Annotated in this window: 29 protein-coding genes and 1 pseudogene; 20 read left to right on the top strand and 10 right to left on the bottom strand. The window is 68.7% G+C overall.

Annotated features, from left to right (window positions below):
* Positions 1 to 8 precede the first annotated feature (8 nt).
* Entirely contained in the window at positions 9 to 992 is a 984-nt protein-coding gene (locus BLR21_RS18715) for a hydroxyacid dehydrogenase (RefSeq protein ID WP_176929694.1), read from the top strand.
* Positions 989 to 2908: a DUF2264 domain-containing protein gene (locus tag BLR21_RS18710; protein ID WP_090007084.1), complete on the top strand. Its 1920-nt coding sequence runs from the start codon at positions 989 to 991 to the stop codon at positions 2906 to 2908. Before BLR21_RS18715 ends, BLR21_RS18710 begins: the two co-directional genes overlap by 4 nt.
* 369 nt (positions 2909 to 3277) lie before the next feature.
* Here BLR21_RS18710 and BLR21_RS18705 read toward each other — a convergent pair whose 3' ends face one another.
* A complete protein-coding gene (locus tag BLR21_RS18705) occupies positions 3278 to 4318 on the bottom strand; it encodes an Lrp/AsnC family transcriptional regulator (protein WP_256334773.1) in 1041 nt (346 codons plus the stop codon).
* Positions 4319 to 4410: 92 nt separating this feature from the next.
* Between BLR21_RS18705 and BLR21_RS18700 the strand changes: the two genes are divergently transcribed.
* Positions 4411 to 5763 (top strand): amidohydrolase, encoded by a 1353-nt coding sequence (locus BLR21_RS18700; protein WP_256334772.1) that lies wholly within the window; start codon positions 4411 to 4413, stop codon positions 5761 to 5763.
* 126 nt (positions 5764 to 5889) lie between these two features.
* On the top strand, positions 5890 to 7437 hold the full coding sequence (locus BLR21_RS18695) for an AbgT family transporter (RefSeq protein ID WP_090007082.1): 1548 nt from the start codon (positions 5890 to 5892) through the stop codon (positions 7435 to 7437).
* 111 nt (positions 7438 to 7548) lie between these two features.
* Here BLR21_RS18695 and BLR21_RS44695 read toward each other — a convergent pair.
* Positions 7549 to 7863, bottom strand: a pseudogene (locus BLR21_RS44695) (MerR family transcriptional regulator); the annotation flags it as partial.
* Entirely contained in the window at positions 7860 to 8195 is a 336-nt protein-coding gene (locus BLR21_RS18685; protein WP_090007081.1) for a hypothetical protein, read from the bottom strand. The pseudogene BLR21_RS44695 and the gene BLR21_RS18685, both read right to left, overlap by 4 nt.
* 119 nt (positions 8196 to 8314) lie before the next feature.
* Here BLR21_RS18685 and BLR21_RS18680 point away from each other — a divergent pair, with 119 nt between their 5' ends.
* Positions 8315 to 8659, top strand: a complete 345-nt coding sequence (locus BLR21_RS18680) for an MmcQ/YjbR family DNA-binding protein (RefSeq protein ID WP_090007080.1) — start codon at positions 8315 to 8317, stop codon at positions 8657 to 8659.
* Positions 8660 to 8679: 20 nt separating this feature from the next.
* Here the strand turns inward: BLR21_RS18680 and arsM are convergent, their stop codons facing one another.
* Positions 8680 to 9576 (bottom strand): arsenite methyltransferase, encoded by an 897-nt coding sequence (arsM, locus tag BLR21_RS18675; protein ID WP_090007079.1) that lies wholly within the window; start codon positions 9574 to 9576, stop codon positions 8680 to 8682.
* A 77-nt stretch (positions 9577 to 9653) separates the two neighbouring features.
* Here arsM and BLR21_RS18670 point away from each other — a divergent pair, with 77 nt between their 5' ends.
* Positions 9654 to 10001 carry an ArsR/SmtB family transcription factor gene (locus BLR21_RS18670; protein ID WP_090007078.1) on the top strand — a complete coding sequence of 116 codons (348 nt, stop codon included), beginning with the start codon at positions 9654 to 9656 and terminating at the stop codon, positions 9999 to 10001.
* Here the strand turns inward: BLR21_RS18670 and BLR21_RS18665 are convergent.
* Genes BLR21_RS18665 through BLR21_RS18655 form a run of 3 tightly spaced genes read right to left on the bottom strand, consistent with a single transcriptional unit; the run spans position 9991 to position 12371 of the window.
* Positions 9991 to 10965, bottom strand: a complete 975-nt coding sequence (locus tag BLR21_RS18665; protein ID WP_090007077.1) for an ArsO family NAD(P)H-dependent flavin-containing monooxygenase — start codon at positions 10963 to 10965, stop codon at positions 9991 to 9993. The genes BLR21_RS18670 and BLR21_RS18665 overlap by 11 nt on opposite strands.
* On the bottom strand, positions 10952 to 12025 hold the full coding sequence (gene arsB / locus BLR21_RS18660; protein ID WP_090007076.1) for an ACR3 family arsenite efflux transporter: 1074 nt from the start codon (positions 12023 to 12025) through the stop codon (positions 10952 to 10954). The genes BLR21_RS18665 and arsB overlap by 14 nt, the downstream gene beginning before the upstream one ends.
* Positions 12026 to 12041: 16 nt before the next feature.
* Positions 12042 to 12371: an ArsR/SmtB family transcription factor gene (locus BLR21_RS18655; RefSeq protein ID WP_256334771.1), complete on the bottom strand. Its 330-nt coding sequence runs from the start codon at positions 12369 to 12371 to the stop codon at positions 12042 to 12044.
* Positions 12372 to 12456: 85 nt separating this feature from the next.
* Between BLR21_RS18655 and BLR21_RS18650 the strand changes: the two genes are divergently transcribed.
* Positions 12457 to 13098, top strand: a complete 642-nt coding sequence (locus BLR21_RS18650; RefSeq protein WP_090007074.1) for an arsenate reductase/protein-tyrosine-phosphatase family protein — start codon at positions 12457 to 12459, stop codon at positions 13096 to 13098.
* A 58-nt stretch (positions 13099 to 13156) separates the two neighbouring features.
* Entirely contained in the window at positions 13157 to 13558 is a 402-nt protein-coding gene (locus tag BLR21_RS18645; RefSeq protein WP_090007155.1) for an arsenate-mycothiol transferase ArsC, read from the top strand.
* Between the two features lie 95 nt (positions 13559 to 13653).
* Here the strand turns inward: BLR21_RS18645 and BLR21_RS18640 are convergent, their stop codons facing one another.
* Positions 13654 to 14985, bottom strand: coding sequence for an FAD-dependent oxidoreductase (locus BLR21_RS18640; protein WP_090007073.1), 1332 nt, complete (start codon positions 14983 to 14985; stop codon positions 13654 to 13656).
* A gap of 98 nt (positions 14986 to 15083) precedes the next feature.
* On the opposite strand from BLR21_RS18640, the gene BLR21_RS18635 reads away from it, so the two are divergent.
* The 9 genes from BLR21_RS18635 to nhaA all read left to right on the top strand — a co-directional run bounded on the left by BLR21_RS18635 (position 15084) and on the right by nhaA (position 22331).
* Positions 15084 to 15911 (top strand): helix-turn-helix domain-containing GNAT family N-acetyltransferase, encoded by an 828-nt coding sequence (locus BLR21_RS18635; RefSeq protein ID WP_090007072.1) that lies wholly within the window; start codon positions 15084 to 15086, stop codon positions 15909 to 15911.
* Positions 15912 to 15936: 25 nt separating this feature from the next.
* The gene (locus BLR21_RS18630; protein ID WP_256334770.1) at positions 15937 to 16167 is read left to right on the top strand and encodes a hypothetical protein; all 231 of its coding nucleotides are present in this window, start codon (positions 15937 to 15939) and stop codon (positions 16165 to 16167) included.
* A gap of 264 nt (positions 16168 to 16431) precedes the next feature.
* Positions 16432 to 16632 (top strand): cold-shock protein, encoded by a 201-nt coding sequence (locus tag BLR21_RS18625; RefSeq protein WP_030481105.1) that lies wholly within the window; start codon positions 16432 to 16434, stop codon positions 16630 to 16632.
* A 218-nt stretch (positions 16633 to 16850) separates the two neighbouring features.
* A complete protein-coding gene (locus tag BLR21_RS18620; protein ID WP_090007071.1) occupies positions 16851 to 17753 on the top strand; it encodes an acyl-CoA desaturase in 903 nt (300 codons plus the stop codon).
* A 78-nt stretch (positions 17754 to 17831) separates the two neighbouring features.
* The gene (locus BLR21_RS18615; RefSeq protein ID WP_090007070.1) at positions 17832 to 18938 is read left to right on the top strand and encodes a PucR family transcriptional regulator; all 1107 of its coding nucleotides are present in this window, start codon (positions 17832 to 17834) and stop codon (positions 18936 to 18938) included.
* 132 nt (positions 18939 to 19070) lie between these two features.
* Positions 19071 to 19502, top strand: coding sequence for an NfeD family protein (locus BLR21_RS18610; protein WP_090007069.1), 432 nt, complete (start codon positions 19071 to 19073; stop codon positions 19500 to 19502).
* Between the two features lie 3 nt (positions 19503 to 19505).
* Entirely contained in the window at positions 19506 to 20540 is a 1035-nt protein-coding gene (locus BLR21_RS18605; protein WP_030481109.1) for an SPFH domain-containing protein, read from the top strand.
* 43 nt (positions 20541 to 20583) lie between these two features.
* Positions 20584 to 20889 carry a DUF3040 domain-containing protein gene (locus BLR21_RS18600; RefSeq protein ID WP_176929693.1) on the top strand — a complete coding sequence of 102 codons (306 nt, stop codon included), beginning with the start codon at positions 20584 to 20586 and terminating at the stop codon, positions 20887 to 20889.
* 137 nt (positions 20890 to 21026) lie between these two features.
* Positions 21027 to 22331 (top strand): Na+/H+ antiporter NhaA, encoded by a 1305-nt coding sequence (gene nhaA, locus BLR21_RS18595; protein ID WP_090007067.1) that lies wholly within the window; start codon positions 21027 to 21029, stop codon positions 22329 to 22331.
* Positions 22332 to 22347: 16 nt separating this feature from the next.
* Here nhaA and BLR21_RS18590 read toward each other — a convergent pair whose 3' ends face one another.
* Positions 22348 to 23556 (bottom strand): cation:proton antiporter, encoded by a 1209-nt coding sequence (locus BLR21_RS18590; RefSeq protein ID WP_030481112.1) that lies wholly within the window; start codon positions 23554 to 23556, stop codon positions 22348 to 22350.
* 160 nt (positions 23557 to 23716) lie between these two features.
* Here BLR21_RS18590 and BLR21_RS18585 point away from each other — a divergent pair, with 160 nt between their 5' ends.
* Genes BLR21_RS18585 through BLR21_RS18575 form a run of 3 tightly spaced genes read left to right on the top strand, consistent with a single transcriptional unit; the run spans position 23717 to position 26032 of the window.
* Complete coding sequence (locus BLR21_RS18585; protein ID WP_090007066.1) at positions 23717 to 24325, top strand: TetR/AcrR family transcriptional regulator; 609 nt, start codon at positions 23717 to 23719, stop codon at positions 24323 to 24325.
* Complete coding sequence (locus BLR21_RS18580; protein WP_090007065.1) at positions 24322 to 25563, top strand: glycosyltransferase; 1242 nt, start codon at positions 24322 to 24324, stop codon at positions 25561 to 25563. Before BLR21_RS18585 ends, BLR21_RS18580 begins: the two co-directional genes overlap by 4 nt.
* A complete protein-coding gene (locus BLR21_RS18575) occupies positions 25550 to 26032 on the top strand; it encodes a DUF6653 family protein (RefSeq protein WP_090007064.1) in 483 nt (160 codons plus the stop codon). Before BLR21_RS18580 ends, BLR21_RS18575 begins: the two co-directional genes overlap by 14 nt.
* Here BLR21_RS18575 and BLR21_RS18570 read toward each other — a convergent pair.
* Positions 26020 to 26562: an ABC transporter permease gene (locus BLR21_RS18570; RefSeq protein WP_338061056.1), complete on the bottom strand. Its 543-nt coding sequence runs from the start codon at positions 26560 to 26562 to the stop codon at positions 26020 to 26022. The genes BLR21_RS18575 and BLR21_RS18570 overlap by 13 nt on opposite strands.
* Positions 26563 to 26656: the final 94 nt, after the last annotated feature.

Here is a 26656-nt window from a genome sequence, read left to right as displayed (position 1 = left end):
TGCTCGCGATGAGCCCCGACGTGTTCGGCCTGCAGTTCGGGCCACGGGAGCTGGACCGGCTGCGCGCGCTGGCAACGCTCGGCGATCCCCTGGTGGTGCACGACTTCTCCGCACCGGCCGTGCGCCGCCGCCTCGCCGACGTCGAGGTGCTGATCACCTCGTGGGGCTGCCCGCCGATCGACTCCGGCGTGCTGGCGGCGGCGCCGAACCTGCGCGCCGCCCTGCACGCGGCGGGCAGCGTGCGCGGGCATGTCGGTGACGCCGTGTTCGATCGCGGTGTCCTCGTCACCACGGCGGCACACGTGAACGCGGAGCCCGTCGCCCAGTACGCCGTCGCGGCGATCCTGTGGGCGTTCAAGAAGGTGCCGTTCCTGGCTGCGGACGCACGCCGGTTCCGCGAGGACTGGTCCTACCGCGAGCTGCGCGGGGAGCTGTCCGGGCTGGACCGGACGATCGTGCTGGTCGGGTTCTCCAGGGTCGGCCGCCGGGTGGTGGATCTGGTGCGGCGGCTCGACCTCGGCCGGGTGCTGGTGGTCGACCCCGTCGTGGATCCCGAGCTGGTGCGGGCCGCGGGCGCGGAGCTCGTCCCGCTCGCCGAGGCGCTCCCCCAGGCCGATGTGCTGAGCCTGCACGCACCCGCGTTGCCGGAGACCCGTCACCTGATCGGCGCGGCCGAACTGGCCGTGCTCCCGGACCACGCCACGTTGCTCAACACCGCCCGTGGGTCCCTTGTGAACACCGCCGCGCTGGAGGAGGCGTGCGCGAAGGGACGCCTGCACGCGGTGCTGGACGTGACCGAGCCGGAGCCGCTGCCCGCGTCGTCACCGCTGTACGACCTGCCCAACGTGGTGATCACACCGCACGTCGCAGGGTCGTTGGGCTCGGAGACGCGGCTCATGGCCGCGGCGGCACTGGACGAGCTGGAGCGCTACGTCGTGGGTCTGGCCCCGGTCGAACCGGTCACCCGGCACGGGCTGGCAGTGCAGGCATGACAACGCTGCCACCGGCGAACCGCTTCCTCTCCCCGCGCACGGGCTGGACCCGCGCGCATTGGGAAGCCGTCGCCGACCAGATGCTCGACGCCGTCAACCAGTACTGGTCCCCGAGGTGTGCGCGGATCGACCTGCCCGGCGCACCGAGCCGTTACGGCCCGGTCTCCGACGGGCTGGAAGGCTTCGCGCGCACGTTCCTGCTCGCCGGCTTCCGGGTCGCGGGCGGCGGCGATCCCGCGCTGCTGGAGCGCTACGCCTGGGGTCTGGCCGCGGGTACCGACCCGCATTCGCCAGAGGCCTGGCCACGACCGGACGAGCTGGGCCAGGCCAAGGTCGAGGCGGCGTCGATCGCGCTGGTGCTGCAGCTGACCAAACCGTGGCTGTGGGACCACCTCGGCGACGACGTACGCGAACGGGTGGTCGAGTGGCTGGGCACCGTGGTCGGCCAGCCGTACCCGCCGATCAACTGGGTGTGGTTCCGCATCGTCGTGGAGTCGTTCCTGCGGGAGGCCGGCGGCCCCTGGTCCACAGAGGACATCGAGCACGATCTCGCCCTGCACGCGTCGTTCCGGCGGCCGGGCGGATGGCTCAGCGACGGCGAGGAACGCGCGTACGACCACTACACGGGCTGGGCGCTGCACCTGTACCCGCTGCTGTGGACGCACCTGTTCGACGTGCCCGATTCGCTGTGCCCGCAGGAAGTACGCCGCACCTGGTCCGATGATCTCTCGCGGTACCTGCGGGACGCGGTGGCGCTGACCGGCGCCGACGGTTCGCCGCTCATGCAGGGCCGCAGCCTCACCTACCGGTTCGCGGCCGCGGCGCCGTTCTGGGTCGCCGCGATGACTGGCGTGCCCGGGCCACCGCCGGGACTGCTGCGCCGGGCCGCGTCCGGTGTGCTGAAACACTTCGTCGACAACGGCTCGCTCGAACCGGACGGCCTGCTGCGCCTCGGCTGGCACGGCGGCTGGCCCGCGATCCGCCAGGCGTACTCCGGGCCGGGGTCGCCCTACTGGGCCGCCAAGGGCATGCTCGGGCTGGCCCTGCCCGCCGACCATCCCGTGTGGACGGACGTGGAACGTCCGCTGCCGGTGGAGTCGAAGGACTTCACCCGCGTGATCGCCGCGCCGGGCTGGCTGGTGTCGGGCAACCGCGCCGACGGCATCGTCACCGTGGTCAACCACGGCACGGACCACGCGCTGCCCGGCGACCGGCGCACGGACTCCCCGTTGTACGCCAGGCTGGGCTATTCCACCGCGACGATGCCGCCACTGGAGCGGCTGGTGGACAACTCGGTGGTGCTGCTCAACGCCGCGGGTGCGGCCAGCCACCGCGCGGGCTTCCGGACGTTGTTCCTCCACGAGCTGCCCGGTAGCGTCCTCGCCGGCGGTTCCCATGGCCCGGTGCGCTGGGTCGACACCGGCGCGGACAACTCACCCGACCACGGCTCCGGCCGCGATGGCGAGACAGTGGAAGGACCTCCGCTGCTGGTGGTCTCGGTCGTGCGCGACGGCGTGGAGATCCGCATCGTGCGCGTCGACGGCGAGACCGACGCCCGGCTGCGGTTGTCCGGCTGGCCCGTCGCCGCCGACACCCGGCCACGCGCCGAAACCCCGGCGCGCTGCCAGATTGTGGTGACCGACGCGCACGTGCGTTCTTCGCTGTGCGGCCTGCGCGGCCTGGACCAGGCAGGCGTGCACACCGAAGGCGGCGTGTCACCTCTGGGCAAGTTCGCCGCCGTTCCGTGGCTCGGCACCGGCGACCCCGTCGCGTGTGGTGACGTGGTCGCCGCGGCCGTGCGCCTGGACCGGAGCCGCGTCGCCATCAGCAACCCCGTGATCACCGTGCGCGGCGACGACGTCGTGCTGCGGTGGAGCGACGGACTGGACACGAGGATCACCCTGCCAAATCCTTAGGAGGAGCCATGGTCACCCGCAGGAGGCAGGAGGGCTGCCATTTCGATCCGTCGCTGCAGCGGACCGTGCTGCAGTACCTGCGCCGCTCCTGCGTCACGTTCCGCGTCGAGGGTATGAGCAATCTGGACGTGAGCAACGCCCACGCAGAACCCGCGCGGTGCTCGCCCACGAATGGCCCTCGATGATGGCCGGTACCGGCACCTCGACGGTGCCGAGCACGTGGAGCAAGCCGCCAGACGGGCCTTCATTGCCGGTTCCTCTCAACCATCCTTTGTGGACTGATGGAACCTGGCGGTGATCGACCTGCGGGGTGCTGACCGTTACGCCCACCGAGTGAACGTGACGAGTCTCCACCGAACTGGGCCTTCGTCAGGCAGGCGTTGGTGCTTCGATCTCGTGCCAGGGGTCGATGGGGATCACGGCGGTGGCGCGGCCGACGTCGTCGAGCAGCCACCCCTGGCGTTTGGACTGACGCAAAGTGATGGCGCGCTCGGTGAGCGTCATTGTCGGGAGGCGTTCGGCGAGGCTGGTTTCCAGCCGTAGCAGATCACTGGCCGAGTTCAGCCAGACGATCATGACGAGATTGTTCGAGCCGGTGATGGCGGCGCAGAACCGGAGCTCGGGCAGGGTGGCCAGGGTCCTGGCGGCGGCGTCGAGGTGGTCGGGTGGGACTCGGGCCCAGAGGATGGCGGAGGCGGGCCATCCCGCGATGTTCTGGGCTACTTCGCAGCGCAGGGTGATCATGCCCTCATGGAGGACGCGCTGCAGGCGCCGGCGCGTGGTGGAGAGGCTGGTCGACGACAGGCTCGCGAGTTGGGCTATCGATCGGCGGCCGTCGCCTCCCAGTGCGAGCAGTAGCTCGCGGTAGCGCTCGGGCAGGATCTCGCTGTCCGCGTTCCCAGGCGGTGCGTGTCTGGTCAGGTAGGTCCGCTGTGCGGGTGTGAGGGCGTTGAGCCGCCAGGTGCTGCCTTCGCCGTAGACCTGGGTCACCGGATGTGTGCGGACGCGATGGACGCCGCTGAGCTTGTTCAGTTGCTCCAGCACGAAGCGGGACAGCGCGTGCAGGTCGGCCGTCATCACCAGGGCGAAGAGGTCACGTCCGCTGCTGGCCTGGTGCAGCGAGATGACCTGCGGCTGCTGCGCCAGGGCTGCGACGACGTGGTCACGTTCGGCGGGAGCGCAGTCGACTTCGACGCAGGCCATGCAGTGGTTTCGCGCCCATACCTTCAGGCGGGGATAGGTGGTGACCCACGCCAGCCCGTTGTCGGTGATGCGCTGCCATCGCCGGGTGGCTGTGGTGGGGCTCAGCTCCAGCGCCCGGCCGATCGTCGACCAGGCGGCGCGGGGTGCGATCTGGATGGCGTTGATCAACGCGAGATCCAGCTCGTCAAGTGTGGACGAATCCTGCAAATGATCACCCCGGTTGAACAGTTCCGAGCATCTTTGCACCCGTGATTCAACGATGTCCACACTCTCGTCATCCGCCATCACGCTCTAAGACCATGCAGATTCGGGAGCACGGACAGATGACCTACGACGAACTCGTGGCTGTGCGTCGCGACCTCCATCGACATGCCGAGCCCGCCTTCCTGGAGATCCGCACCTCGACGATCGTGGTCACGTGGCTGCGTGCGCTGGGGATCGAGCCCCGCACCGGCCGCGATGCGATGCGTACCGGAGCCGTGAGCGACTATCCGAGCGTTGATCAGCGGGACCGATTCGCCGCTCGTGCCGTCGCCGCTGGAGCGGATGCCGCGCTCGCGGAGTTCGCCGCCGCGCACGGGACGGCGGTGGTGTGCGAGATCGAGGGTGATCTTCCGGGCCCCACCTGGGCGCTGAGGTTCGACATGGACGCGCTGCCGCTGACCGAGTCGGATGAGCCCGCCCACGTTCCAGCGGCCGCGGGATTTCGCTGCGCGGATGGATTCATGCACGCATGCGGCCACGACGGGCATACGGCGATCGGGCTGGCTCTGGCCGAGCGGCTCGTCGCCGATCGCGGCTTCGCCGGGCGAGTGAGGTTGCTGTTCCAGCCCGCCGAGGAAGGTGGCCGGGGTGCGGCTTCGATGCTCGCCGCCGGGGCGGTCGACGGGGTGGACAGGTTCGTTGCGCTGCACCTGGGTCTGGACCTGCCCACCGGAGTGGTCGCCGGTGGAGTCGAGGGCATGCTGGCCACGACCAAACTGCGGGCGACCTTCACCGGCGCCGCCGCCCATGCGGCGCTGTCTCCCCAGGAGGGACGCAACGCACTGCTCGGGGCCGCAAGCGCGGCGCTGGCCGTGATGGCGCTGCCGCGGTACTCGACCGCGGACACCCGAATCAACGTCGGCACGCTGCGCGCGGGCGACAACGTCAACATCGTGCCGTCCTGGGCGGAGATGACCCTGGAAGCCCGGTCGACCGACAGTGCCGTCTGCGAGGACCTCACCGAACGCATCGAGACCCGGCTGCACGGCGCCGCGGCGATGCACGATCTGAGGCTGGAACTGCACCGCACCGGTGGGTCCACCACCATGCGCTGCGACCGTCCGCTCGTCGACGCCGTCGGACGGGTCGCGGCCGAACTCCTCGGCGACTCCGCCGCACCTGCGCTGTGGCGGATGAACGGCAGCGACGACGCCAGCCTGTTCGCGCGCGCGGTGCAGCAGAACGGTGGCATGGCCACCTACGCGGTGGTCGGCGCCGACCACCGTGCGCCCCACCACCACCCGTCGTTCGACATCGATGAATCCGCCATGGCCGTGGCTCTGGAGGTCCTCGACGAGCTCATCCGCATCCCACATCCCGGCGACTCACACCGCCTTGGCTCCCCGCCGCGGGGATCCCGAGCAGACCTGTCAACCGAACCGGGTTGACCGGCCCTGGTGCCCGGGAAACGGCGGTTCGGTGCGCACACTGAGCGCGCGAGAACGGCGCCGTCCTCGGGTTGGGCATGTCCCGCACACCTCAGCCCAGCTACCTTGACGTCAACGGAGACAGCAATGGCCAAGCCACCTTGGACCCGACCGGCGAAACGGGTCTTCTCCTCCACTCTCGAAGGTATCGAACGGGTCGGCAACCGCCTGCCGGATCCCTTCATGCTCTTCGTCTATCTCTTCGCCGTCCTCGCGGTCGTATCCACTGTCTTCGCTGCCTTCGGCACCACGGTGACCATCCCCGGCACGAGCAAACCGATCGCCATCCGAGGACTGTTCACCGGCGACGGAGCCGAGTTCCTGATCACCAAGATGATCGAGAACTTCATCGAGTTCCCGCCACTGGGCAACGTCTTGCTCATGCTCATGGCCGTGGGCGTCGCCGAACGAACCGGCCTGCTCAAGGCCGTCGTCCGGGCAGCTCTGACCTGGGTCCCCGGCCGGGTCCTGCCCTACGCCGTGGCATTCGTCGGTTTCCAGGCACACGTGATGTCCGACGTGTCGATGATCGTCATCCCGCCGCTGGCCGCGCTGTTGTTCCGTGAGGCCGGCAGACACCCCGTCGCCGGGCTCATCGGCGGCTTCGCCTGCGTCAGCGGTGGTTACGGGGCCGGCCTGCTGCTGGGCAGCTCCGACGCGCTGCTGGCCGGGATCACCAGCAAAGCGGTCGACATCCTGCCGATGGGCGCGGGCATCGACACCCACATCGCGATGAACTGGTTCTTCACCGCAGCCTCCGGGCTGGTGCTGCCGTTCGTGGGCGGCTGGATCACCGCCCACATCGTCGAACCCCGCCTGGGTACCTACCAGGACCTCGAAGCCGGCGACGACGAGGTGGCAAGCGGGCTCGACCCGGTCGAACGCCGGGGCCTGCGCAATGCCCTGATCACCCTCGCGGTCTACCTTCTCGTGGTCTTCGGAGGATGGCTCGTGCCGGGAAGCCCGCTTCGCGGCGACAACGGCGCGTTCGTCCCCTCCCCGTTCTTGAGCGGCCTCGTGCCCATCCTGTTCGTCGCTTTCATGGCCACGGGCATCGTCTACGGCATCAGCATCCGCGCCGTGACGTCCAATCGTGACGTACCCAGGCTCATGGCCGACTCGGTCAAGGAGGTCGCGGGCTACATCGTGCTGATCTTCGCGGTCTCCCAGTTCATCGCCCTGTTCTCCTGGACGAACGTGGGATCCCTGCTCGCGGTCAAGAGCGCCGAAGCCCTCACCGCACTCGGCCTGACCGGATTCGGTGGCATCCTGCTGTTCGTCGCGCTGGCCTCACTGCTCAACCTGTTCATCATCTCCGGCTCCGCCATGTGGTCCCTCATGGCGCCGGTGTTCATTCCAGCCTTCCTGCTGCTGGGATTCGAGCCTGGCCTCGTTCAGGCCGCGTTCCGAATCGGAGACTCCGCCACCCAGATCATCACCCCGATGAATCCCTACCTCCTGGTCCTGCTCACCTTCGTCCGCAAGTACCAACCGGGCACCGGGCTCGGCACGCTGATGGCGCGTCTGTCGATCTATGTCATCCCGTTCTGGGTGTTCTGGGCCGCGCTGCTCGCCGTCTTCTACTTCGCCGATATCCCCGTCGGCCCCGGCACCCCGATCCATCTCCCTCAGTGAGAGCCGCCTGGCCTTCCCTTCCGCAGGACCGGCGAACGGCAACGGACAGGACGGGACGTGCGAGCAGGCGATGAGGTCGTCACAACCCGCCGCCACCGCCGCTCGCAGCGTGTCCCGGATGAGTCCCAGGTCCTCGATCCTGGCCTCGACCTCGGCGAGTTTCGCGCTCGCTCTCACCTGCAACCCGGTCCTGCCATGCCGATGCGCGCCAAGATCGAGCAGTTCGGCGACCTCGTCGAGAGTGAACCCGAGTCGTTGGGCGGCCTTGATGACCCGGATGACGGTCACCGTCTCCGGCGGATACATCCGGTGCCCGCCCAACGTCCGGTCCGGCTCGGTCAGCAGCCCGACGCGCTCGTAGTACCGCAGGGTCTGCCGGTTCACGCCCGCCGCGTCGGCAATCTCCCCCGCACGCAGCCCGGTCATGCCGACGCCCCTTCAGCCCGTGCCGCAAGCGCCTCGAGCACATCGGCGTGCTGCTCTGGAACGGTGATTTCCAAGCACAGGCTGCCGCCGGTCACGATCAAGCCAAAGGTGAAGAACGAACAGCAGCCAACCTCCCGGACAGCGAGTTCGGCCGCGCGCGCAGCCACCTCAGGGCTCGGGGTGAGGTCCATCGACACGGAAGTCGCGCCCATGCGCCGGACCCCACGCACTGCCTCCGTGAACAACTCGTCGAACTCGGCGACACGCAGCGGACGTGCCGCGGTGGGCAACGTGCAGGCTTGCGGGGCCCAAAGCTCAGGTTCTGCGCTCATGCATCGACGGTAAGCCTGTACCTGGGTACCGGATGCAAGTCACTCACAGCCGCAAGATTCACGCTGCCTGTTTCCATTCGTCCAAGGCGGATGCACCCGGCTGCTGCGACGATGCACGCATGCCTAGCTGGGATGACGTAGTGACGATGGCGTCGCGCCTGCCCGAGGTCGAGGAAGCGACCTGGCACCGGACACCATCGCTGAAGGTGGCCGGGAAGGGCTTCGCGCGCCTGCGGACCGAGGCCGAAGGCGGGCTCGTGCTGATGTGCGAGCTGGACGAGAAAGCAGCGCTGCTCGCGACCGGTGACGCAGCCTTCTACACGACACCGCACTACGACGGGTACGGAGCGATCCTCGTCGACCTGGCGAAGGTCGACCCCGGCCAGCTGGCAGAACTGGTCGAGCAGGCGTGGCGGCTCAAGGCGTCCGCCAAGCTCCGCAAGGTGCTCGACGGTGACTCTTGATCGGCTGTAAGTCGCAGCCGCTAGCTCTGACAGCCACATCCCGACGCCGTTTTGGCCTCCGTGACGGTGACGGCCGGGTCGACCGACTGCTCACCGGACGTGCAGCAGGCGCTGACGCCACAGCAAGACGCTTCACTCTGCGCCGGCGCTGGTGCACCGGCAGACTCGATGCCGAGTGGCTTCACCGCACGAACAATGGCTCCGTGCATGCCATCGGCGGCCTCGAACGTCGGAGTGATCTCGATGCCGGTGAAGCCGGCGGCCTGCAAGCCTTCGCGGTACTCGGTGAAGGTGAGTGCTCCGGCGATGCACCCGACGTAGGAGCCGCGGTCGGCTCGCTCGGCAGGGGTGAGGTGGTCGTCGGCGACGACGTCGGAGATACCGAGACGGCCACCGGGACGCAGGACGCGGAAGGTCTCGGCGAACACGGCGGGCTTGTCGACGGAGAGGTTGATGACGCAGTTGGAGATGACGACGTCGATGGTGTTGCCGGGCAACGGGATGTCTTCGATGTTGCCCTTGAGGAACTCGACGTTGGTGGCGCCGGCCTTGTCCGCGTTGGACAGGGCGAGCGCGAGCATCTCGTCGGTCATGTCCAGGCCGTAGGCCTTGCCGGTCGGACCGACGCGGCGGGCCGAGAGCAGGACGTCGATGCCACCACCAGAGCCCAGGTCCAGAACTCGCTCACCCTCGCGGAGTTCGGCGACGGCGATGGGGTTGCCGCAGCCGAGTGAGGCGGCCACGGCCTCGGCTGGGAGTTCGTCGCGCTGGGCCGCCGGGTAGAGCGTGGCGCCGAAGGTCTCGTCGACCTCCACGGCCTGCGGTCCACAGCAGCCGCCCCCGCCCTGGACGACGGCGGTCGCGGCTGCGGCGTAGCGGGCACGGACGGTCTCGCGCAGCTCAGTCTGCTCACTCATGAGAGGTTCCTCCAAGCTGTATCGAAGTTTGTCTATGTATTGTTGCGCGAAACCCGAAGTGCCGTCAATATTGAAATATGTCGAAGCAAGAGGCCGGTTGCTGCGAGCCGCTGCCGGAAGACCGACTGGCAGCGGTTCAGGCGGCCGAGCTGGCGGGGATGTTCAAGGCGCTGGGCGACCCGGTGCGCCTGCGGCTGCTGTCGATGATCGCTTCCCGGTCCGAAGGCGGGGTCTGCGTCTGCGAGCTGACGCCGGCGTTCGAGCTGTCCCAGCCGACGATCTCGCATCACCTCAAGCTGCTGCGGCAGGCCGGTCTGGTCGACTGCGAGCGCCGGGGCACGTGGGTCTACTACTGGGTGCGCCCGGAGACGACCGACCGGATGGCCGCGATGCTGAGCAGCGTGCGGCAGCCGGTCACGGCCTGAGCGTCAGCGCGATCTTCGCGACCGTTGCCTTCGCGGTCGGCCCGACCCCGATGAGCGTCGCCGACGCGGGTCCGGTCCAGCCGCCGTAGCCGAGCAGGTGCAGGCGCGGCTCCCCGGTGGCGGTCGTACCGTCCACCGCGACGCGACCGTCGGCGGCGCGCACACGCAGCGGAGCCAGGTGGCTCAGGGCAGGGCGGAAGCCGGTGCACCACACGACGACGTCGGCTCCGGACAAGGCTTCGACGTCCGTCGGCACGGCCACGAGCAGTCCGTTGTCGCGGGCTTCGCGAACGGAAGGTACGGCCACGATGTCGCCGAGTTCGCTGACGCCGCCGCGCCGGGTGGCGATGTCGAACAGCGCTTTGCCGTCGATCTCGTCCGGCATGTACCGCGGCGGCCGGCGCGTCATCCAGGTCAGCTCGGTGTGCGGGATGAGGTCGGCGGCGATCTGCGCGCCGGAGTTGCCGCCGCCGACCACGACCACCTTCTGGCCGGCGAACTCGTGCGGGTCGCGGTAGTCGACGGTGTGCAACTGGCGGCCGGGCAGGTCCATCAGAGGCCGGAAGGGTCGCCACCAGGTGCCCGTCGCGCTGATGACGTGCCGTGCCGACCAAGTGCCGGAGTCGGTGTGCACCAGCAGGCGGTCGCCGTCGTGCGTCACCGAGGTGACCTGGACGGGCCGCTGGACGGGGATGTCGTAGCGCTTCTCGTAGGCCGCGAGGTAGTCGACGACGTGCTGTGCGGTCGGGTATCCGTCCGGAAAGGACGGCATGGGCCAGCCGGGCAGCGAGCTGTGACGGGCGACGGAGAACAGGCGCAGCGAGTCCCACGTGAGCGGCCATGCCCCACCTGGCACAGGTCGCGCGTCGAGCACCACGTGGTCGATGCCCGCTCGGCGCAGGTAGAAGGCGGCGGCCAGCCCTGCCTGGCCGCCGCCGGCCACCACGACGTCAGACCTGAGCACGAGCCGCCCAGCGACGACGCAACCAGAGGCTGACGTAGACGAGCGCGACGAGGACGGGCACCTCGATCAGCGGGCCGACCACACCCGCCAGGGCCTGCCCGGAGGTCACGCCGAACACCCCGATCGCGACGGCGATGGCGAGCTCGAAGTTGTTGCCCGCGGCGGTGAACGCCAGTGTCGTGGTCCGCTCGTAGGAGAGTCCGGACGCCTTGCCCAGCGCGTAGGAACCGGCCCACATGATCGCGAAGTAGACCAGCAGCGGCAGCGCGATCCGCACGACGTCGAGCGGCTTGTTCGTGATGGTCTCGCCCTGCAGCGCGAACAGGATGACGATCGTGAACAGCAAGCCGTACAACGCGATCGGACCGACCCGCGGCAGGAACTTGGACTCGTACCACTCCCGGCCACGGGTCCGCTCCCCCAGCTTGCGGCTCAGGTAGCCGGCCAGCAGAGGGATGCCGAGGAAGATGAGCACGGACTTGGCGATCTCCCACGCGGAGAAGTCCACCGACGCGGTGTCCAGACCGAGCCAGCCGGGCACCAGGTCGAGGTAGAACCAGCCGAGCACACCGAACATGACCACCTGGAACACGGAGTTCAACGCCACCAGCACGGCGGCGGCCTCGCGGTCGCCGCAGGCGAGGTCGTTCCAGATGATGACCATGGCGATGCAGCGGGCGAGGCCGACGATGATCAGCCCTGTCCGGTACTCCGGCAGATCAGCGAGGAAGATCCAGGCCAGCGCGAACATCAGCGCCGGACCCAGCACCCAGTTCAGCACCAGCGACAGCACCATCGTGCGGCGATCACGGGTGACGGTGTCGAGCTTGTCGTAGCGGACCTTCGCGAGCACCGGGTACATCATCAGCAGCAGGCCCAGGGCGATCGGCAACGAGACGCCGTCGACCTTCACGGCGTCCAGCACGCCCTGCAGGCCCGGAACGCCGCGGCCGAGCAGCAGGCCGGCGAGCATGGCGACGCCGATCCATACCGGCAGGAACCTGTCCAGAAAGGACAGTCGGTGCAACACGTCCGGTGCCGCGGTTTGCTTGGTGCTCAACAGGTTCTCCGTCAGGTCAGTCGCAGCAGGCGCTGCTGTCGCGCAGCGGTCCCCCTGGCGCCAGCACGGCGGCCAGGGTGTCGATGGCGGCGTTGTCGATGCGGTACCAGCTCCAGGTGCCGCGCCGCTCCCGGCTGAGCACACCGGCGTTGACGAGGATCTTGAGGTGGTGACTCAGCGAGGACTGCGGCATGTCGAACTGGTCGGCGAGGTCGCAGAAGCACGCCTCCTGCTCCTCGGTCCGCCGCACCAGCCCGACCAGTTCGACCCGGATCGGATCGCCGAGTGCCTTGAACAGGCGTGCGGCGGTCGTCGAGTCGAGCAGCGTCCGGTCCGGGCTCGTCATGACGATGACCATAACCGGTTGAATTGACAAAAGTCGATACACGGGGTGTGATCTGCATCGACATACTTCGGTCCAAGGAGATCTGATGTCCCGCACAAGCGGACTCCCTCAGCACGAGCTCACCGCCCAGCTGCTCCGGATCACCGACGAACTCTCCGACAAGTTCCACGGCGTGTTCAGCCGCGAGACCGTCGCCAAGGTCGTGGACGAGACCTACAACCTGCTCGCCGAGAACGCCACCGTCACCACCTACCTGCCGGTCCTGACCGCGCGCTTCACCAGGCAGCGGCTGACCGACCAGGGCCGCGCCGACGGCCTGACCACCATCACCGTGCCGCAGGTCCTGTTCGTCTGCGTCCACAACGCCGGCCGGTCCCAGATCGCCGCCGCACTGCTGGAGCACCACGCGTTCGGCAAGGTCTCCGTGCGCTCGGCGGGCAGCAAACCGACCGGCGCCATCCCGCAGACCGTCACCGACGCGCTGGCCGAGCTCGGCATCGAGCTGACCGAGGCTTTCCCCAAGCCGCTGACCGACGAGGTCGTGCGCGCCGCCGACGTCGTGGTCACCATGGGATGTGGCGACACCTGCCCGGTCCACACCGGCAAGCGCTACCTCGACTGGGACGTCGCCGACCCGGCGGGCGCGCCGCTGAACACCGTGCGGGAGATCCGCGACGACATCGACCGCCGCATCCGCGGCCTGCTGTCCGAACTTCTCCAGGACTGAGACACCGCTGTTCACCTGGATCACGCATCATGAGAACCACCGCAACGAGGAGATGACCGTGTCCAAGACCCCCGAGGTGCTGTTCGTCTGCGTGCACAACGCGGGCCGCTCCCAGATGGCCGCGGCACTGCTGCAGCACTACGGCATGGGGCGGATCAGCGTGCGTTCGGCCGGATCCGAGCCCGCGGAGAAGGTCAACCCGGCGGCCGCGGCCGCCGTGGCCGAGTGGGGGCTCGACATCACCGCCGAGGTCCCCTCGAAGCTCACGACCGAGGACGTCGAAGCCTCCGACGTCGTGATCACCATGGGCTGCGGCGACACCTGCCCGGTGTTCCCCGGCAAGCGCTACCTCGACTGGCAGCTCGACGACCCGGCGGGCCAGGGCATCGACTCGGTCCGTCCGATCCGCGACGACATCGACCGCCGCGTGCGCGGCCTGGTCGCCGAGCTGCTCGACTGACGCGGAACGCCGGCGGTCGGCAACACGGCCGCCGGCACCCCGGTCACACCCAGCACGACGAACACCGCCGGTACCGAGCCGGCCGCGCCGTCGTGTCAGCGTGCACTGGACGCGAGGCCGACCGTCAGTTCCCCCTGCTCCGGCGAGCCACAGCAACCACCCTCGTTCTTCGGCTCCTCCGGTGCGTCGAACACGCCCGCGCCACCGCACACCCCGGTCTCCGGCAGCACGAGCTCAACACGTCCGGCGGCCTCGTGATCGCCGGCGATCGCGGCCACCACGGACCTCGACTGCTCGTAGCCGGTCAGCGACAGGAACGTCGGCGCGCGGCCGTAGCTCTTGATGCCGACCAGGTAGACGTTCGGCTCGGGGTGGCGCAGCTCAGCCTCGCCGTGTGGGTAGACGGTGCCGCACGAGTGCACGTTGGGGTCGATGAGCGGCGCGAGCTTCGACGGCGCCTGCAGCACCGGGTCCAGGTCGAGCCGGACTTCCGACAGCCACGACAGATCAGGCCGGAACCCGGTCAGCACAACGATCTCGTCGATGCCTTCGACCTGGTGGCCGTCGAACGACTCCAGGGTGAGACTGCCGTCCGCCGCACGTTCGATCGCAGCGGTGCGGAACCCCGTGGCGGTCTCGACGTACCCGGCCTCAGCCGCCTTCCTCGCCCGCAGACCCAACGCACCGCGCGCCGGCAACTGGTCGGCCTCCCCACCACCGAACGCGTTGCCGACCGCACCGCGGCGCAGCAGCCACACGATCTTCGTGCCGGGCTCCTGCTCCGCGAGTTCCGCCAGCACGACCAACGCGGTGAGCGCGGAGTGCCCGCTGCCCGCGACCGCGATCCGCTTGCCCGCGTAACGAGAGCGTTCGGCCACGAGGTCCGGCACCCGGTAGGTGATCTTCTCGGCCGCAGCCTTCTCCCCCACCGCGGGAAGCCCGTCTCCGCCCAGCGGGTTCGGCGAGCCCCAGGTGCCCGAAGCGTCGATCACCGCACGCGCAGTGATCCGCTCTTCCCCCTCGGCGGTCTGCACATGCACGGTCAAAGGCTCGTCCTCGCGCCCGGAGTCCACGATCCGGTCGCGTCCGCGCCGTGCCACACCCACCACTCGGGCACCGAACCGCACCCTGTCACCCAGTACTTCGGCCAACGGCCGGAGGTAGCTTTCCACCCACTCCCCGCCGCTCGGGTACGCGTCCCCGTCCGGACGCACCCAGCCGGCCTCCTTCAGCAGTCGCTCGGCCGCCGGGTCGACGAGTTCGCTCCACTGCGAGAACAGCCGGACGTAGTTCCACTGCGACACGGCTGCACCGGCGCGATCGCCCGCCTCCAGCACGAGCACCTGCTCGCCCCGTTCGACCAAGTTCGCCGCCGCGGACAAACCCGCAGGCCCGGCACCCACCACGACGACTGGCAACTCGCTCACGACATACCCCTTGTATCGACATATCTCGAATCAACACCAGGGACTCTATCGACCGGGATCGATTGACGCAACCATCGATTTGCGTCGATACTTCAGCCATGACGACCACAGCGGCCGTGCTGCCGACCGACGACGCCGCGACCTACGCGGACTGGTTCGCGTGCCTCGCCGAACCGACCCGCGTACGACTCCTGCACGCCGTCGCCACGGCGGCACGCTCGATGACCGTCGGCGAGCTGACCGAACTGCTCGGCATCAGCCAGTCCACCTGCTCCCACCACGTGCGCAAGCTGGTCGAGGTCGGCTTCCTGCGCCAGCACAAGGAAGGTACCGCCACCCACGTCAGCGTGAACCCGTCGTGCTGCACCGGTCTACCTCACGCCGCCGACGTCGTCATGGGCGTGCTCGCACCGCGCCCGTGCTGCCCCGACAATCTTCCGGCAGACGTCCTGGTGCGCCCGCTGGAGATCTCCGACTGGAATGCCGTGCGCCGCATCTACGGCGAAGGCATCGCCACCGGCGACGCCACCTTCGAAACCGAAGTACCCCTGCGCAGGACGCTCGACGCCAAGTGGCTACCGGAGCACCGCTGGATCGCCGAGATCGACGGCAAGGTCGCGGGCTGGGCCGCCCTCACGGCCGTGTCCACACGGGACTGTTACGCCGGCGTCGCCGAGACATCCGTCTACGTAGGCACGGACTTCCGCGGCCGCCGTGTCGGCAAAGCCCTGGTGCACAAGCAGGTCAATGCCGCCGACGACGCGGGCCTCTGGACGTTGCAGACCTCGATCTTCCCCGAGAACCGCGCAAGCCTTGCCCTGCACCACTCCGCGGGCTTCCGCACCCTCGGCGTCCGCGAACGCATCGCGCAACACCACGGCGTGTGGCGCGACACCGTCTTCCTCGAACGCCGAACCGCCAACTGACACATCTGACCACCTGTCCGGCGCCGTGCTCGGCGACGACTACGGCGTGGACCACAGCCCGTCCTACCTGTGGAACTCGGCGACCTGGGAGATCAGCGAAGCGCTGCTGCCGCACCTGCGTTCGGTGCTCACCGGCGACTGGGACTCCAGCGAGATCATCCAGCGTGCCGTCGAGATCCGCGAGGGAACCATCGTGAACCCGCGCATCCTCTCGTTCCAGCATCGATCATTGGAGTACCCGCATGCCCGCGGCTGAGCTGCACGCCGCCGTACTGGCCGACCGCTCCGCTGCCGGTGACGTACGGCACCCGGTGTCACCACGGGAACTAATTCGGCCTCGGCGGTGTTGTACGGAGTGGTCGTAGAGTTTTGTGTTCGTGGTTCATCACGCTCGCGGAAACGATGTTGCGGGCGCTTCTTTCTTTTTCTTGCAGGACAAGCTGGAGAAGTCGCCGTCTGAACCCGGCCTGGGAACCGCATCCTGCGGCGCCCACACCCAGCACCAGCAAGGAGAAAGACAATGACTCAGGGAACCGTGAAGTGGTTCAACGCGGAGAAGGGCTTCGGCTTCCTCTCCCGTGAGAGCGGACCGGACGTCTTCGTGCACTACTCGGAGATCGACGGCGACGGCTACCGCAGCCTCGAGGACGCCCAGCGCGTCGAGTTCGAGGTCACCCAGGGCCCCAAGGGCCCGCAGGCCACCGCCGTCCGCGCCATCTGACCTCATACCGTGCTCCTGCCTGCTGACGCATGCCGGCGGAGACACCGACCCGGTGCCCCTCGACGATCCCCCGACCGAGGGGCACCGGCCTTTCACACCGATTACCACCGTTGCCGACGGGTATCCGCACGACGGAGAACGTCGCTGTTTCCGGAGGTAACAACGTGAGTGCGAAAGTCGAATCGATCGTCCCCCGAACAGATGCCGCGCCGCAGCCCATGCTGGCCGGCGAGAAGTCCCCGACCGAAATGTTCCTGGTCAAAATGTTCGTCGTGATACCGGCGCTGGCACTCGCCGCAGCGATTCCACTGGCCTGGGGCTGGGGCCTCGGCTGGGTCGACGTCGGCCTCGCCGTGTTCTTCTACACCCTCACCTCTCTCGGCGTGACGATCGGATTCCACCGCTATTTCACCCATGGAGCCTTCAAAGCCAACCGCGCGCTGCGGATCGCGCTCGCGATCACCGGCAGCATGGCCATGCAGGGCCCGATCATCGGCTGGGTCGCCGACCACCGCCGCCACCACGCCTACGCCGACCGCGAAGGCGACCCGCACTCGCCATGGCTCTTCGGCACCTCGGCCCTCGCGCTGGCAAAGGGCTTCCTGCACGCCCACATGGGCTGGATGTTCCGGCGGCAACTGACCAACGCCGCGCGCTTCGCGCCCGACCTGCTGGCCGACGCCGACATCCAGCGCGTCAACCGCTGGTTCCCCGCGCTGACCGCCGCGACACTGCTCGCACCCGCACTCGCCGGAGGTCTGATCACCTGGAGCTGGTGGGGTGCGCTCACCGCGTTCTTCTGGGCGAGTCTCGTCCGCGTCGCCGTGCTGCACCACGTCACCTGGTCGGTCAACTCGATCTGCCACATGATCGGCGACCGGCCGTTCGAGGCGCGTGACAAGTCCGCCAACTTCTGGCCACTGGCGATCCTGTCGATGGGCGAGTCCTGGCACAACTCCCACCACGCCGACCCCACCTGCGCCCGCCACGGCGTCCGCCGAGGTCAGCTCGACATCTCCGCACGCCTGATCTGGGTCTTCGAGAAGCTCGGCTGGGCCACCCACGTCCGCTGGCCGAGGCCGGAACGTCTCGCCCGCAAGCTCAAGACCACCCCGTCCTGACATCAGTGGAACAGTTGGGCTGTCAGCGGACGCAAAGGTTCGCTGCCCCTCACTCGCGCCTGACTCCGCGGAGGACACATGGCCAGGCGATCGACCGGACCCGCACCGGGCGACGTGCCCGCGGATGTGGCGGCGTTCGTCCAGGCACTCCGGGAGATCAGCCTGGCGGGGAGGACTCTTTCGGCCAAGGAACGCCACGACCTGCACGGCGCGGGTGCCGACGCGGCGGAACGTGGTGTGCCGCTGCGCGAGCTGATCAAGGGGCATCTCGCGGAGATGTGGCGATCATGGGCGACCCTGCCGGGCGTGGCCGCCGCCCAGAACACCGATGCCCTGAAACGAATCGGTGAAGCCGTGTTCCGGGCAGCGGAGGACGCCGTCGGCGAACTGACGAAGGGATACGAGGAGACCCAGCGCTGGACCGTGCGCAGGGACGAGTCGCTGCGTCGCGAGTTCATCGACGACCTGCTCACCGGACGCGATCTCGGCCAGCTCGCGGAACGTGCCGAGCGGTACGGGCTGCAGCTCGCCGGCACGAACGTCGTCGCGGCGGCGTCCGCGTCACAGCCGTTCCTCGACTCGGGCGCGGCGACGTCTAGCGTCCAGGCCGCGATGAGCCTGCGGTTCAGCTCCCGCCACGTGCTCGTGGCCGCGCGCGAGGGCCTCCTGGTGTGCGTGGTCCCGCACGACCTCGCCGGCGCACCCGAGGAGTTCGCGCGTCAGGTCAGCGAGGTCGTGGGACGGAGCTCCCGGTGGCGGGTCGGTCTCGGCCAGCCGCAGTCCGGTCCTGGCGGAGCGGTCCGTTCCTTCGAGCAGGCCCGCAACGCCCTCGACATCGCCGACCGCCTCGATCTGGGCGAACGGTTCGTCAAAGCCGCGGATCTCCTGGTCTACCAAGTGCTTCTGCGTGACAGCGCGGCACTCGGCGAGCTCGTCACCGCTGTCCTCGAGCCGTTGCACGGGGCGCGTGGAGGAGCTGAGCGTCTGATGAACACGCTGGATGCGTATTTCGCTTCCGGACGAGTCACGACCGCCACCGCGCTCACGCTCGGCATCGGCGTACGCACGGTCACCTATCGCCTCGACCGCGTCCGCGAGCTGACCGGCTACCGCGCCGACGATCCCGCCCAGGCGTTCACGCTTCAGGTGGCGGTGCTCGGGGCGCGCCTGCTCGGCTGGCCCTGATTGCCGGGCACCGGCAGACAACGGCGGTCCAACTGGCCGGGCGGACGCCTGTCCGCCGGGCCGTATCGGGCCGACGATGGTGGGGAGACGTCGTACGTTTGAGGCGTACCTCCATCTAGGGAGGGTCGCACCATGGATCCCTGGCTCATCTGGCTGATCATCGCGCTGGGGCTGGCCATCGCCGAGATCTTCACGCTCACCGCGGCACTCGGCATGCTCGCGGTCGCGGGGGTCGTCACGGCGGGGACGGCGGCGATCGGCCTGCCGGTTCCCGGCCAGTTGATGGTGTTCAGCGTCGTGTCTGCCGCGGGCGTGCTGCTGGTCAGGCCGTGGGCGCGGCGAATGATGCTGCAGCCCCGGCTCGAACAGTTCGGTGTCGACGCGTTGGTCGGTGCGTCCGGCTACGTGCTGCGCGAGGTGAACAACCACGAAGGTCTGGTGCGTCTCCGCGGTGAGGACTGGACGGCTCGTCCCTACGACGAGTCCCTCGTCATCCCCGCCGGGCGCACGGTCGACGTACTGCACATCGACGGCAGCACCGCCGTCGTCTACCCACGGGAGTGAGCCATGTCCACACTGCTCGTCGCCGGACTCGTGCTCGCGATTTTCGCGGCGTTCACCGTCCTGCGCGCCGTGCGCATCGTGCCACAGGCCCGCGCGCGCAACGTCGAACGCCTGGGCCGGTACCAGCGCACCCTCACGCCCGGTCTCAACTTCGTCATCCCCTACATCGACCGCGTCTACCCGCCGATCGACCTGCGTGAGCAGGTGGTCTCGTTCCAGCCACAACCGGTGATCACCGAGGACAACCTGGTCGTGCAGATCGACACGGTGCTGTACTTCCAGGTCACCGATCCTCGTTCCGCCGCCTACGAGATCGCGAGCTTCCTGCAGGCGGTCGAACAGCTCACCGTCACCACCCTGCGCAACGTCGTGGGATCCATGGATCTCGAGAAGACCCTCACCTCACGCGACACGATCAACAACCAGTTGCGCGGCGTGCTCGACGACGCGACGGGCAAGTGGGGTCTGCGGGTCAACCGCGTGGAGATCAAGGCCATCGATCCGCCGCAGAGCATCAAGGAGGCGATGGAGAAGCAGATGCGCGCCGAACGCGACAAGCGGGCCGCGATCCTGACCGCCGAGGGACAGCGGCAGTCGCAGATCCTCACGGCCGAGGGTGACAAGCAGGCCGCCGTGTTGCGCGCCGAAGGGCATCGAGCCGCCACCATCCTCGAGGCGGAGGGCCAGTCCCGCGCGATCGACCAGGTCTTCCAGGCGATCCACCGCAACGACCCGGACCCCAAGCTGCTCGCCTACCAGTACCTCCAGGTCCTGCCGAAGCTCGCGCAGGGAGAGGGCAACACGTTCTGGGTGATTCCGAGCGAGGTCACCACCGCGCTGCGCGACGTCTCGAAGGCGTTCTCCGAGACGCTGCCGCGATCGGCCGCCGCCAGGACCGACGACGCCGTCGAAGCCGCCACCGCGCAGGCGGAGAAGGACGTCGCGCAGGCGAGCGAGGCAGCCGCCGAAGCGGTCTCGGACGCCGCGGACGCCGCCACGCCGGTGAACGCGCTGCGCCCGGAACTGGCAGGTCGCTGAGAGGACAGGGATAGTCGGTGGCGAGCTCGGGAGGTGCGTGGCGGTGGGGTTACCAGAGGACGAGCAGCGCGAACTGGACGCCATCGAGCGACGTCTCGCCGAGGACGATCCCAAGTTCGCCTCCAAACTCGTCAGGACGCCGCCACCGCATCACCGGTTGCCGCCGCGCGCGCTGAAGTTGATCAGCCTGCTGCTGATCTACGTGGTCGGGCTGGTGGTGGTCATCACGGGCGTGTCGCTGTCGTCGATCGTGCTGATCGCGCTCGGTGCGGCTGTGACCGCGGTCAGCCCGGTGATCATCGTCGTCCAGACCTGGCGCACCCGCCGAAACGACGAGCCATCGGGCTGATCCGCGTTCCTGCCAAGATCACATGAACACGGCTCAAGACGTGATCGTGGGGTACGGTCGGGCTGTTGCCGTGTTGAGCGGCATGGTGTGCCGGGAAGTCTGGTCGGCGATGCGGCCGACGACACCCGGAGTGAGTTTTGGAACCCGTGAAGACCCGGCTGTTCAGCCGCGCGTCCTGGCCCGAGGCCAAGCGCATCGCCGACCTGCTCCGCCTCGAGACCGTCGGCGGCGTCATCATGCTGATCGCGGCGGTGGTCGGCCTGGTCTGGGCGAACTCGCCATGGGCGTCGATCTACGAGACCCTGCGCTCCATCGAGATCAGCCCCGAGTCACTGCACCTGCGGCTCAGTCTCGCCGAATGGGCGTCCGACGGCCTGCTGGTGATCTTCTTCTTCGTCGCGGGCCTGGAGCTCAAACGCGAGTTTGTCGCGGGCGACCTGCGCGATCCTCGTCGTGCCGCCGTTCCGATCGCGGCGGCGTTCGGCGGCGTCCTCGTGCCGGCGTTGATCTACACCGCGGTCAACCTGGGCGGTGGGCCCGCGCTGTCCGGCTGGGCCATCCCCACCGCCACCGACATCGCGTTCGCACTCGCGGTGCTCGCGGTGATCGGCCGGTGCCTCCCGTCGGCGCTGCGGACGTTCCTGCTGACCCTCGCGGTCGTGGACGACCTGATCGCGATCGTCATCATCGCCCTGTTCTACACCGATGACCTGTCGGTGCTGCCGTTGCTGCTGATGTTCGTCCCGCTGGCCTTGTTCACGGTGCTCGTCCAGCGACGTATCCGGTCATGGTGGCTGCTGATCCCCTTGGCGGTGGCGACGTGGGCACTCATGCACGCCTCCGGTGTGCACGCGACCGTGGCAGGCGTGTTGCTCGGGTTCGCGGTGCCGGTGATCCGCCGGTCCGGCGAAGGCCCTGGCCTGGCCGAAACGTTCCAGCACCGGTGGCAACCTCTGTCCGCCGGTGTCGCTGTGCCGATCTTCGCCTTCTTCGCCGCCGGCGTCTCGATCGGAGGCCTGAGCGGTTTCGTCACCTCGCTCACCGACAGCGTCACGCTTGGCATCGTGCTCGGTCTGCTGGTGGGCAAACCGATCGGCATCACCGCGGCCACCTGGCTGGTCGCGCGGTTCACCAAGGCTGATCTGGACGACGACCTCGCGTGGATCGACGTGGTCGGCCTGTCGATCCTCGCCGGTATCGGGTTCACCGTCTCGCTGCTGGTCAGCGAGCTGTCGTTCGGTGAGGGCAGCGCGGACTACAGCAACGCGAAGGTGGCCGTGCTGCTGGGTTCCGTGCTGTCGGCGTTGATCGCGACGGTGGTCCTGCGTGTGCGCAACAGGGTGTATCGGCGCATCTTCGAGGAAGAGAACCGCGACGCGGACAACGACGGCATCCCGGACGTGCACCAGGTCGATCAGGGGCGTGGGGACCGGTCGGGCTGATCGTTCAGCGACTCCATCACTGCTGCTCCCGAGCAGGCCGCTCAGGCTGCCCGGTGGGCAGGCCGTCCGGGGGCTCGACACTCAACGCCTTCGCCACGGGCACGTCCGTCGACGAGTGCAGGACGATCGACAACGCGATGGTGATCGCGACCAGGTCGAACACGTGCTCGCCGGCGGGTATCCCCGCTTGCAGCACGAGCAGCCCGTAGACCACGGACGCGAAACCCTTGGGGCCGAACCACGCGGCGACGGACCGCTCGCGTGCGGGCAGCGGCGTGCGCAGCAGCGACAGCATCATCGCCGCCGGCCGCACGAGCAGGATCGCGATGACCGCGACCGCCCAGTCCCCCACGCTCAGGTGCGAGATGCGCTCGGGCGTGATCAGCGCGCCGAAGACGAGCAGTGCCGCGAACTTGGTGATCTCGGACAGCAGGTCACCGAAGTGCTCGAAGTGTTCTGCCGCAACGCGATCCAGCGTCGCGATCGTCGACCCCGCGGCGAACGCGGCGAGATAGGGGTTGGCGTGGGTGAGGTGGCAGGTCGCGTACAGCATCACCGCGATCGCCAACGGGCCGAGCGCCTGCAGCCGCGGTTCGGCGGTGAAGATCCGCAACCGCCACGCCAGCACCACGACCGCGGGAATCACGACGCCCAGCGCTAGCCCGGCAGCCAGTTCGATGCCGATGGTGAGGAAGTCGGTGTCCCTGTTCGCCGCGGTCGCCAGGAAGATCAGCACGAACGGCAGCGCGAGACCGTCGTTGAGCCCGGACTCGACGTTGAGCAGCCGCCGCAACCGCATCGGCACGTCGGTGCGGCCGACGATGGCGGACGCGAACACCGGGTCGGTCGGCGAGAGGATCGCGCCGATCAGGAACGAGGTCGTCCAGTCCAGGCCGGTGAGGAAGTGCGTCGGCACGGCGATGCCGACCATGGTCAGCGGCATGGCCAGGCCCAGCGCCCTGCCCGAGAGCCGCCACCCCTGCTTCAGGTCGGGCAGTCCCGCGCGCTGGCCATCGGTGAACAGGACCGTGAACAGCGCGAGATCAGCCAGAACGGTGACGAACGCGCTGTTGGACGGAATGTCGACGAGCCCGAGACCGCCCTGCCCGATCAACGCTCCGGCGACCAGGAACATCAACGCGGTCGACAGGATCGTGCGAGCGGCGAGACCGGACAGCGAGACGCTGATCAGCAGGACCAGACCGAATGCGAGCACCAGCGCCATCGACGAACCCCGTCCACGTCAACCAAGCCCACCGCGGTTTCGCGACGGGCGTTGCCGACCAGACTTCCCGGCGCACCGCGCGCAAACATGCCGTAAAGGTCTGCTCGAAGCAAACCGGTAGGTCTCGACACGAGCTGAACAAACGTTTAGTGTTCTGAACATGCGTTCAGCCTCTGATCTGACGGCGCGGGCTCGTATCCGCGACGCGGCGCTGGCCCGGTTCGGCACCGACGGCATCGCCGGAACGTCGGTCCGCGCGGTGGCCGCGGATGCCGGGGTCTCGCCGGCTCTGGTCATGCACCACTTCGGTTCCAAGGACGAACTGCGGCAGGCTTGCGACGACTACGTCCTCGACTCGATCCGCAACGGCGGCGAGGCCGCGACCGAGGCGTTGGGCGAGATCCTGCGAGCAGCGACGCCGGTCCGGCGTTACCTGGCGAGAGCGTTGCTCGATGACACGCCCGCGGCCGGTGCTTTGTTCGCCGAGATCGTCGAACGCACCGAGGCGTGGCTCGCGGCCGGCGAGGACGAGGGTTGGGTGCGTGCTTCAGCGGACGCCAAGGCGCGGGCGGTCACCTACGTGTCGTGGTTGCTCGCACCACTGGTGCTCGGCAATCAGGTGGGTCGCCTACTGGGCGGTGATCCGGCCGAGACCGCGACGGCAGTACGCGGAGCCCGTGCCGGTCTGGAGATGCTGACCCACGGCCTGTTCGCCGACGACCGCTGGCTGACGGCGTTCACCGACATCGAGAAGAGGACGAGGCCGTGAAGGTCCTGCTGGTCACCCACGGCACACGCGGAGACGTGCAACCGTTGCTGGCGTTGGCGGTGGCGCTCAGGAAGGCGGGTCACGAGGCGCTGCTGGCCGCACCGGAATCGTTCGCTTCCAGCGCACTGACGCAGGACGTCGAGTTCGCGCCGTTGGACAACGGCCCCAACAGGTTGCTCGAAGATCCGCTGATGGCCGAGGCGATCGAGGGCGGGTATCGCGGCCTTCGCGGCAAGATCACCGCCCTGTCGGCCATCAGGCGCATCAAGCCGTTGATGGCCGACGTGCTGCGCGATGCCGGTGCGGTCGCGCGGTCCAGCGGCGCGGATCTCGTGGTGCACACGCCGAGCGTGCCCGCACAACACGCGGCGGAGATGCTCGGCGTGCCCGCGGTGCTCGCCGCGCTGCAACCCGGCTGGGTGCCGACGTCGGAGTTCCCGTGCCCGATGGTGCCGCTGCCCCGGCTGCCCCGGTTCCTCAACCGGGCGACCTACCTCACGGTGTGGGCGACCCTGCGCGCCTACTCCGGCATCGTCAACACGTGGCGCACCAACGACCTCGGCCTGCCACGCGGCCAGGGCCCACGTCAGGCCCACGTTCTGCAAGCGTTCAGCGCCCTCGTCACGCCCGTTGATCCCGCGTGGCCGGATTCGGTGCGCACCATCGGGTTCTGGTACCTGCCGCGGGAAGCGAACTGGGAGCCGGACGCGACCCTGCAGGAGTTCCTGGATGCCGGCCCGGCACCGGTCTACATCGGGTTCGGCAGCATGGCGGGACGTGACGCGCAGCGCACCGGTGACATCGTCGCCGAGGCGGCGCGGGCGGCCGGAGTGCGCGCGATCGTCGCGACAGGGTGGGGTGGGCTCGCCGCGCGCTCGTCGGACGATCTTCTGGTGATCGACCAGGTGCCCCACGACTGGCTTTTCGGCCAGGTGCGCGCGGTGGTGCACCACGGTGGCGGAGGGACGACAGCGGCAGCACTCGCCGCGGGCGTGCCGCAGGTCGTGTGCCCGTTCGTCGCGGACCAGCCGCACTGGGCTCAGCGGATGCATGCAGTCGGTGTCGCACCACAACCCGTGCCGTACAGGAAGCTCGCTGTCGACACACTGTCCGGCGCGATCACCCAGGCCCTGGCACTGCGGAAGCGTGCAGGAGAGGTCGGCGAGCAGATACGGGCCGAGAACGGCGTCAATGCCACGGTGCGCGAGCTGGAGAGGATCCACAATGGACGTGGCTGACCGCGTCGCCAAGACGTTCCGCATGTCCGACGAGGCGTGGCAGCGGCACGCCAACCCGTGGAGTGTGTGGACGCGGTTCGCCGCGATTCCCCTGATGCTGCTGGCGATCTGGAGCCGCACGTGGATCGCGTGGTGGAGCCTCGTGCCGGTCGCGGCTGTGATCGTCTGGCTGTTCGTCAACCCGAGAGCGTTTCCGCCGGTGCGTGAACCACGTAGCTGGGCCGCGCGCGGCATCTACGGCGAACGCGCCTGGCTGGAGGATCGCGACCTCGTGCCACCGGATCATCGGCGGGTCCTGCGTCTGCTGGTCGCGCTGGGCATCATCGGCTTCGGCCTGATGGTGTGGGGTCTGGTCATGCTCTCGGTGTGGCCGACGGTCTTCGGCACGACGCTGGTCGTGGTGGCGCAGCTGTGGCGGATCGACCGCTTCGGCTGGCTGTGGGAGCGCCATCGGGCTCACCGGTCCTGATCTGCGTTGCGCCACCACAGCGCCGTCGCCGCCACTCCCACCACTCCGACGAGAACCACCAGGGCCACGCCGAGCAAGCCGGGCGACCCAGCGTCCGGTCCAGCCAGTCCGCTGAACAGTGCCGGTATCGACCACGGGAAGTACTGGCCATATCCCAGCGCGGCAACGACCTGTGCACTGAAGATCGCGGCCATCAGCACACCGACACCGGGCAGGTAGCCGCGGCCGGCACTGGCCGCGAGAGCGATCGGCGTCGTGAGCAGGACCGCCATCACCGCGGTCACAGCCATCGTCGCCACGCCGGACACCGCCAGGTCGGCGGACCATCCCGGTAGCCCGAGCATCGTGCCGATCGCCAGTCCGAGCACGACCAGTTGCACAGTCAGGGCAAGGCACCACGCGCCCGCCACGACGAACTTCGCCAGCACGATCGTGGTCCGCGCACTCGGCAACGCCAGCAGATCCTTCACGGTGTTCTGGCTGAACTCGCGGCCGAACAACCACACCGACACCATGCCGAACACCAGCATCCCGCCGACTGCCGTCGTCTGCGCGAGGAAACCCAGGTACGACGGCCAGTCCGCGTCGCCGCCGACCAGTGCGGCCTTGGTGCCGATCAGCCCA

The organism is Lentzea albidocapillata subsp. violacea (genome assembly GCF_900100275.1).
Taxonomy (GTDB): domain Bacteria; phylum Actinomycetota; class Actinomycetes; order Mycobacteriales; family Pseudonocardiaceae; genus Lentzea; species Lentzea violacea.
This window is presented reverse-complemented; position numbering and strand designations above follow the sequence as displayed.

Coding starts and splice junctions, on each gene's coding strand:
- BLR21_RS18715 (WP_176929694.1), top strand. CDS start 9: ATGAGCCCCGACGTGTTCGGCCTGCAGTTCGGGCCACGGGAGCTGGAC.
- BLR21_RS18710 (WP_090007084.1), top strand. CDS start 989: ATGACAACGCTGCCACCGGCGAACCGCTTCCTCTCCCCGCGCACGGGC.
- BLR21_RS18700 (WP_256334772.1), top strand. CDS start 4,411: ATGCAGATTCGGGAGCACGGACAGATGACCTACGACGAACTCGTGGCT.
- BLR21_RS18695 (WP_090007082.1), top strand. CDS start 5,890: ATGGCCAAGCCACCTTGGACCCGACCGGCGAAACGGGTCTTCTCCTCC.
- BLR21_RS18685 (WP_090007081.1), bottom strand. CDS start 8,195: ATGAGCGCAGAACCTGAGCTTTGGGCCCCGCAAGCCTGCACGTTGCCC.
- BLR21_RS18680 (WP_090007080.1), top strand. CDS start 8,315: ATGCCTAGCTGGGATGACGTAGTGACGATGGCGTCGCGCCTGCCCGAG.
- arsM (WP_090007079.1), bottom strand. CDS start 9,576: ATGAGTGAGCAGACTGAGCTGCGCGAGACCGTCCGTGCCCGCTACGCC.
- BLR21_RS18670 (WP_090007078.1), top strand. CDS start 9,654: ATGTCGAAGCAAGAGGCCGGTTGCTGCGAGCCGCTGCCGGAAGACCGA.
- BLR21_RS18655 (WP_256334771.1), bottom strand. CDS start 12,371: ATGACGAGCCCGGACCGGACGCTGCTCGACTCGACGACCGCCGCACGC.
- BLR21_RS18650 (WP_090007074.1), top strand. CDS start 12,457: ATGTCCCGCACAAGCGGACTCCCTCAGCACGAGCTCACCGCCCAGCTG.
- BLR21_RS18635 (WP_090007072.1), top strand. CDS start 15,084: ATGACGACCACAGCGGCCGTGCTGCCGACCGACGACGCCGCGACCTAC.
- BLR21_RS18625 (WP_030481105.1), top strand. CDS start 16,432: ATGACTCAGGGAACCGTGAAGTGGTTCAACGCGGAGAAGGGCTTCGGC.
- BLR21_RS18620 (WP_090007071.1), top strand. CDS start 16,851: ATGCTGGCCGGCGAGAAGTCCCCGACCGAAATGTTCCTGGTCAAAATG.
- BLR21_RS18615 (WP_090007070.1), top strand. CDS start 17,832: ATGGCCAGGCGATCGACCGGACCCGCACCGGGCGACGTGCCCGCGGAT.
- BLR21_RS18610 (WP_090007069.1), top strand. CDS start 19,071: ATGGATCCCTGGCTCATCTGGCTGATCATCGCGCTGGGGCTGGCCATC.
- BLR21_RS18605 (WP_030481109.1), top strand. CDS start 19,506: ATGTCCACACTGCTCGTCGCCGGACTCGTGCTCGCGATTTTCGCGGCG.
- BLR21_RS18590 (WP_030481112.1), bottom strand. CDS start 23,556: ATGGCGCTGGTGCTCGCATTCGGTCTGGTCCTGCTGATCAGCGTCTCG.
- BLR21_RS18585 (WP_090007066.1), top strand. CDS start 23,717: ATGCGTTCAGCCTCTGATCTGACGGCGCGGGCTCGTATCCGCGACGCG.
- BLR21_RS18575 (WP_090007064.1), top strand. CDS start 25,550: ATGGACGTGGCTGACCGCGTCGCCAAGACGTTCCGCATGTCCGACGAG.
- BLR21_RS18570 (WP_338061056.1), bottom strand. CDS start 26,562: ATGCTGGTGTTCGGCATGGTGTCGGTGTGGTTGTTCGGCCGCGAGTTC.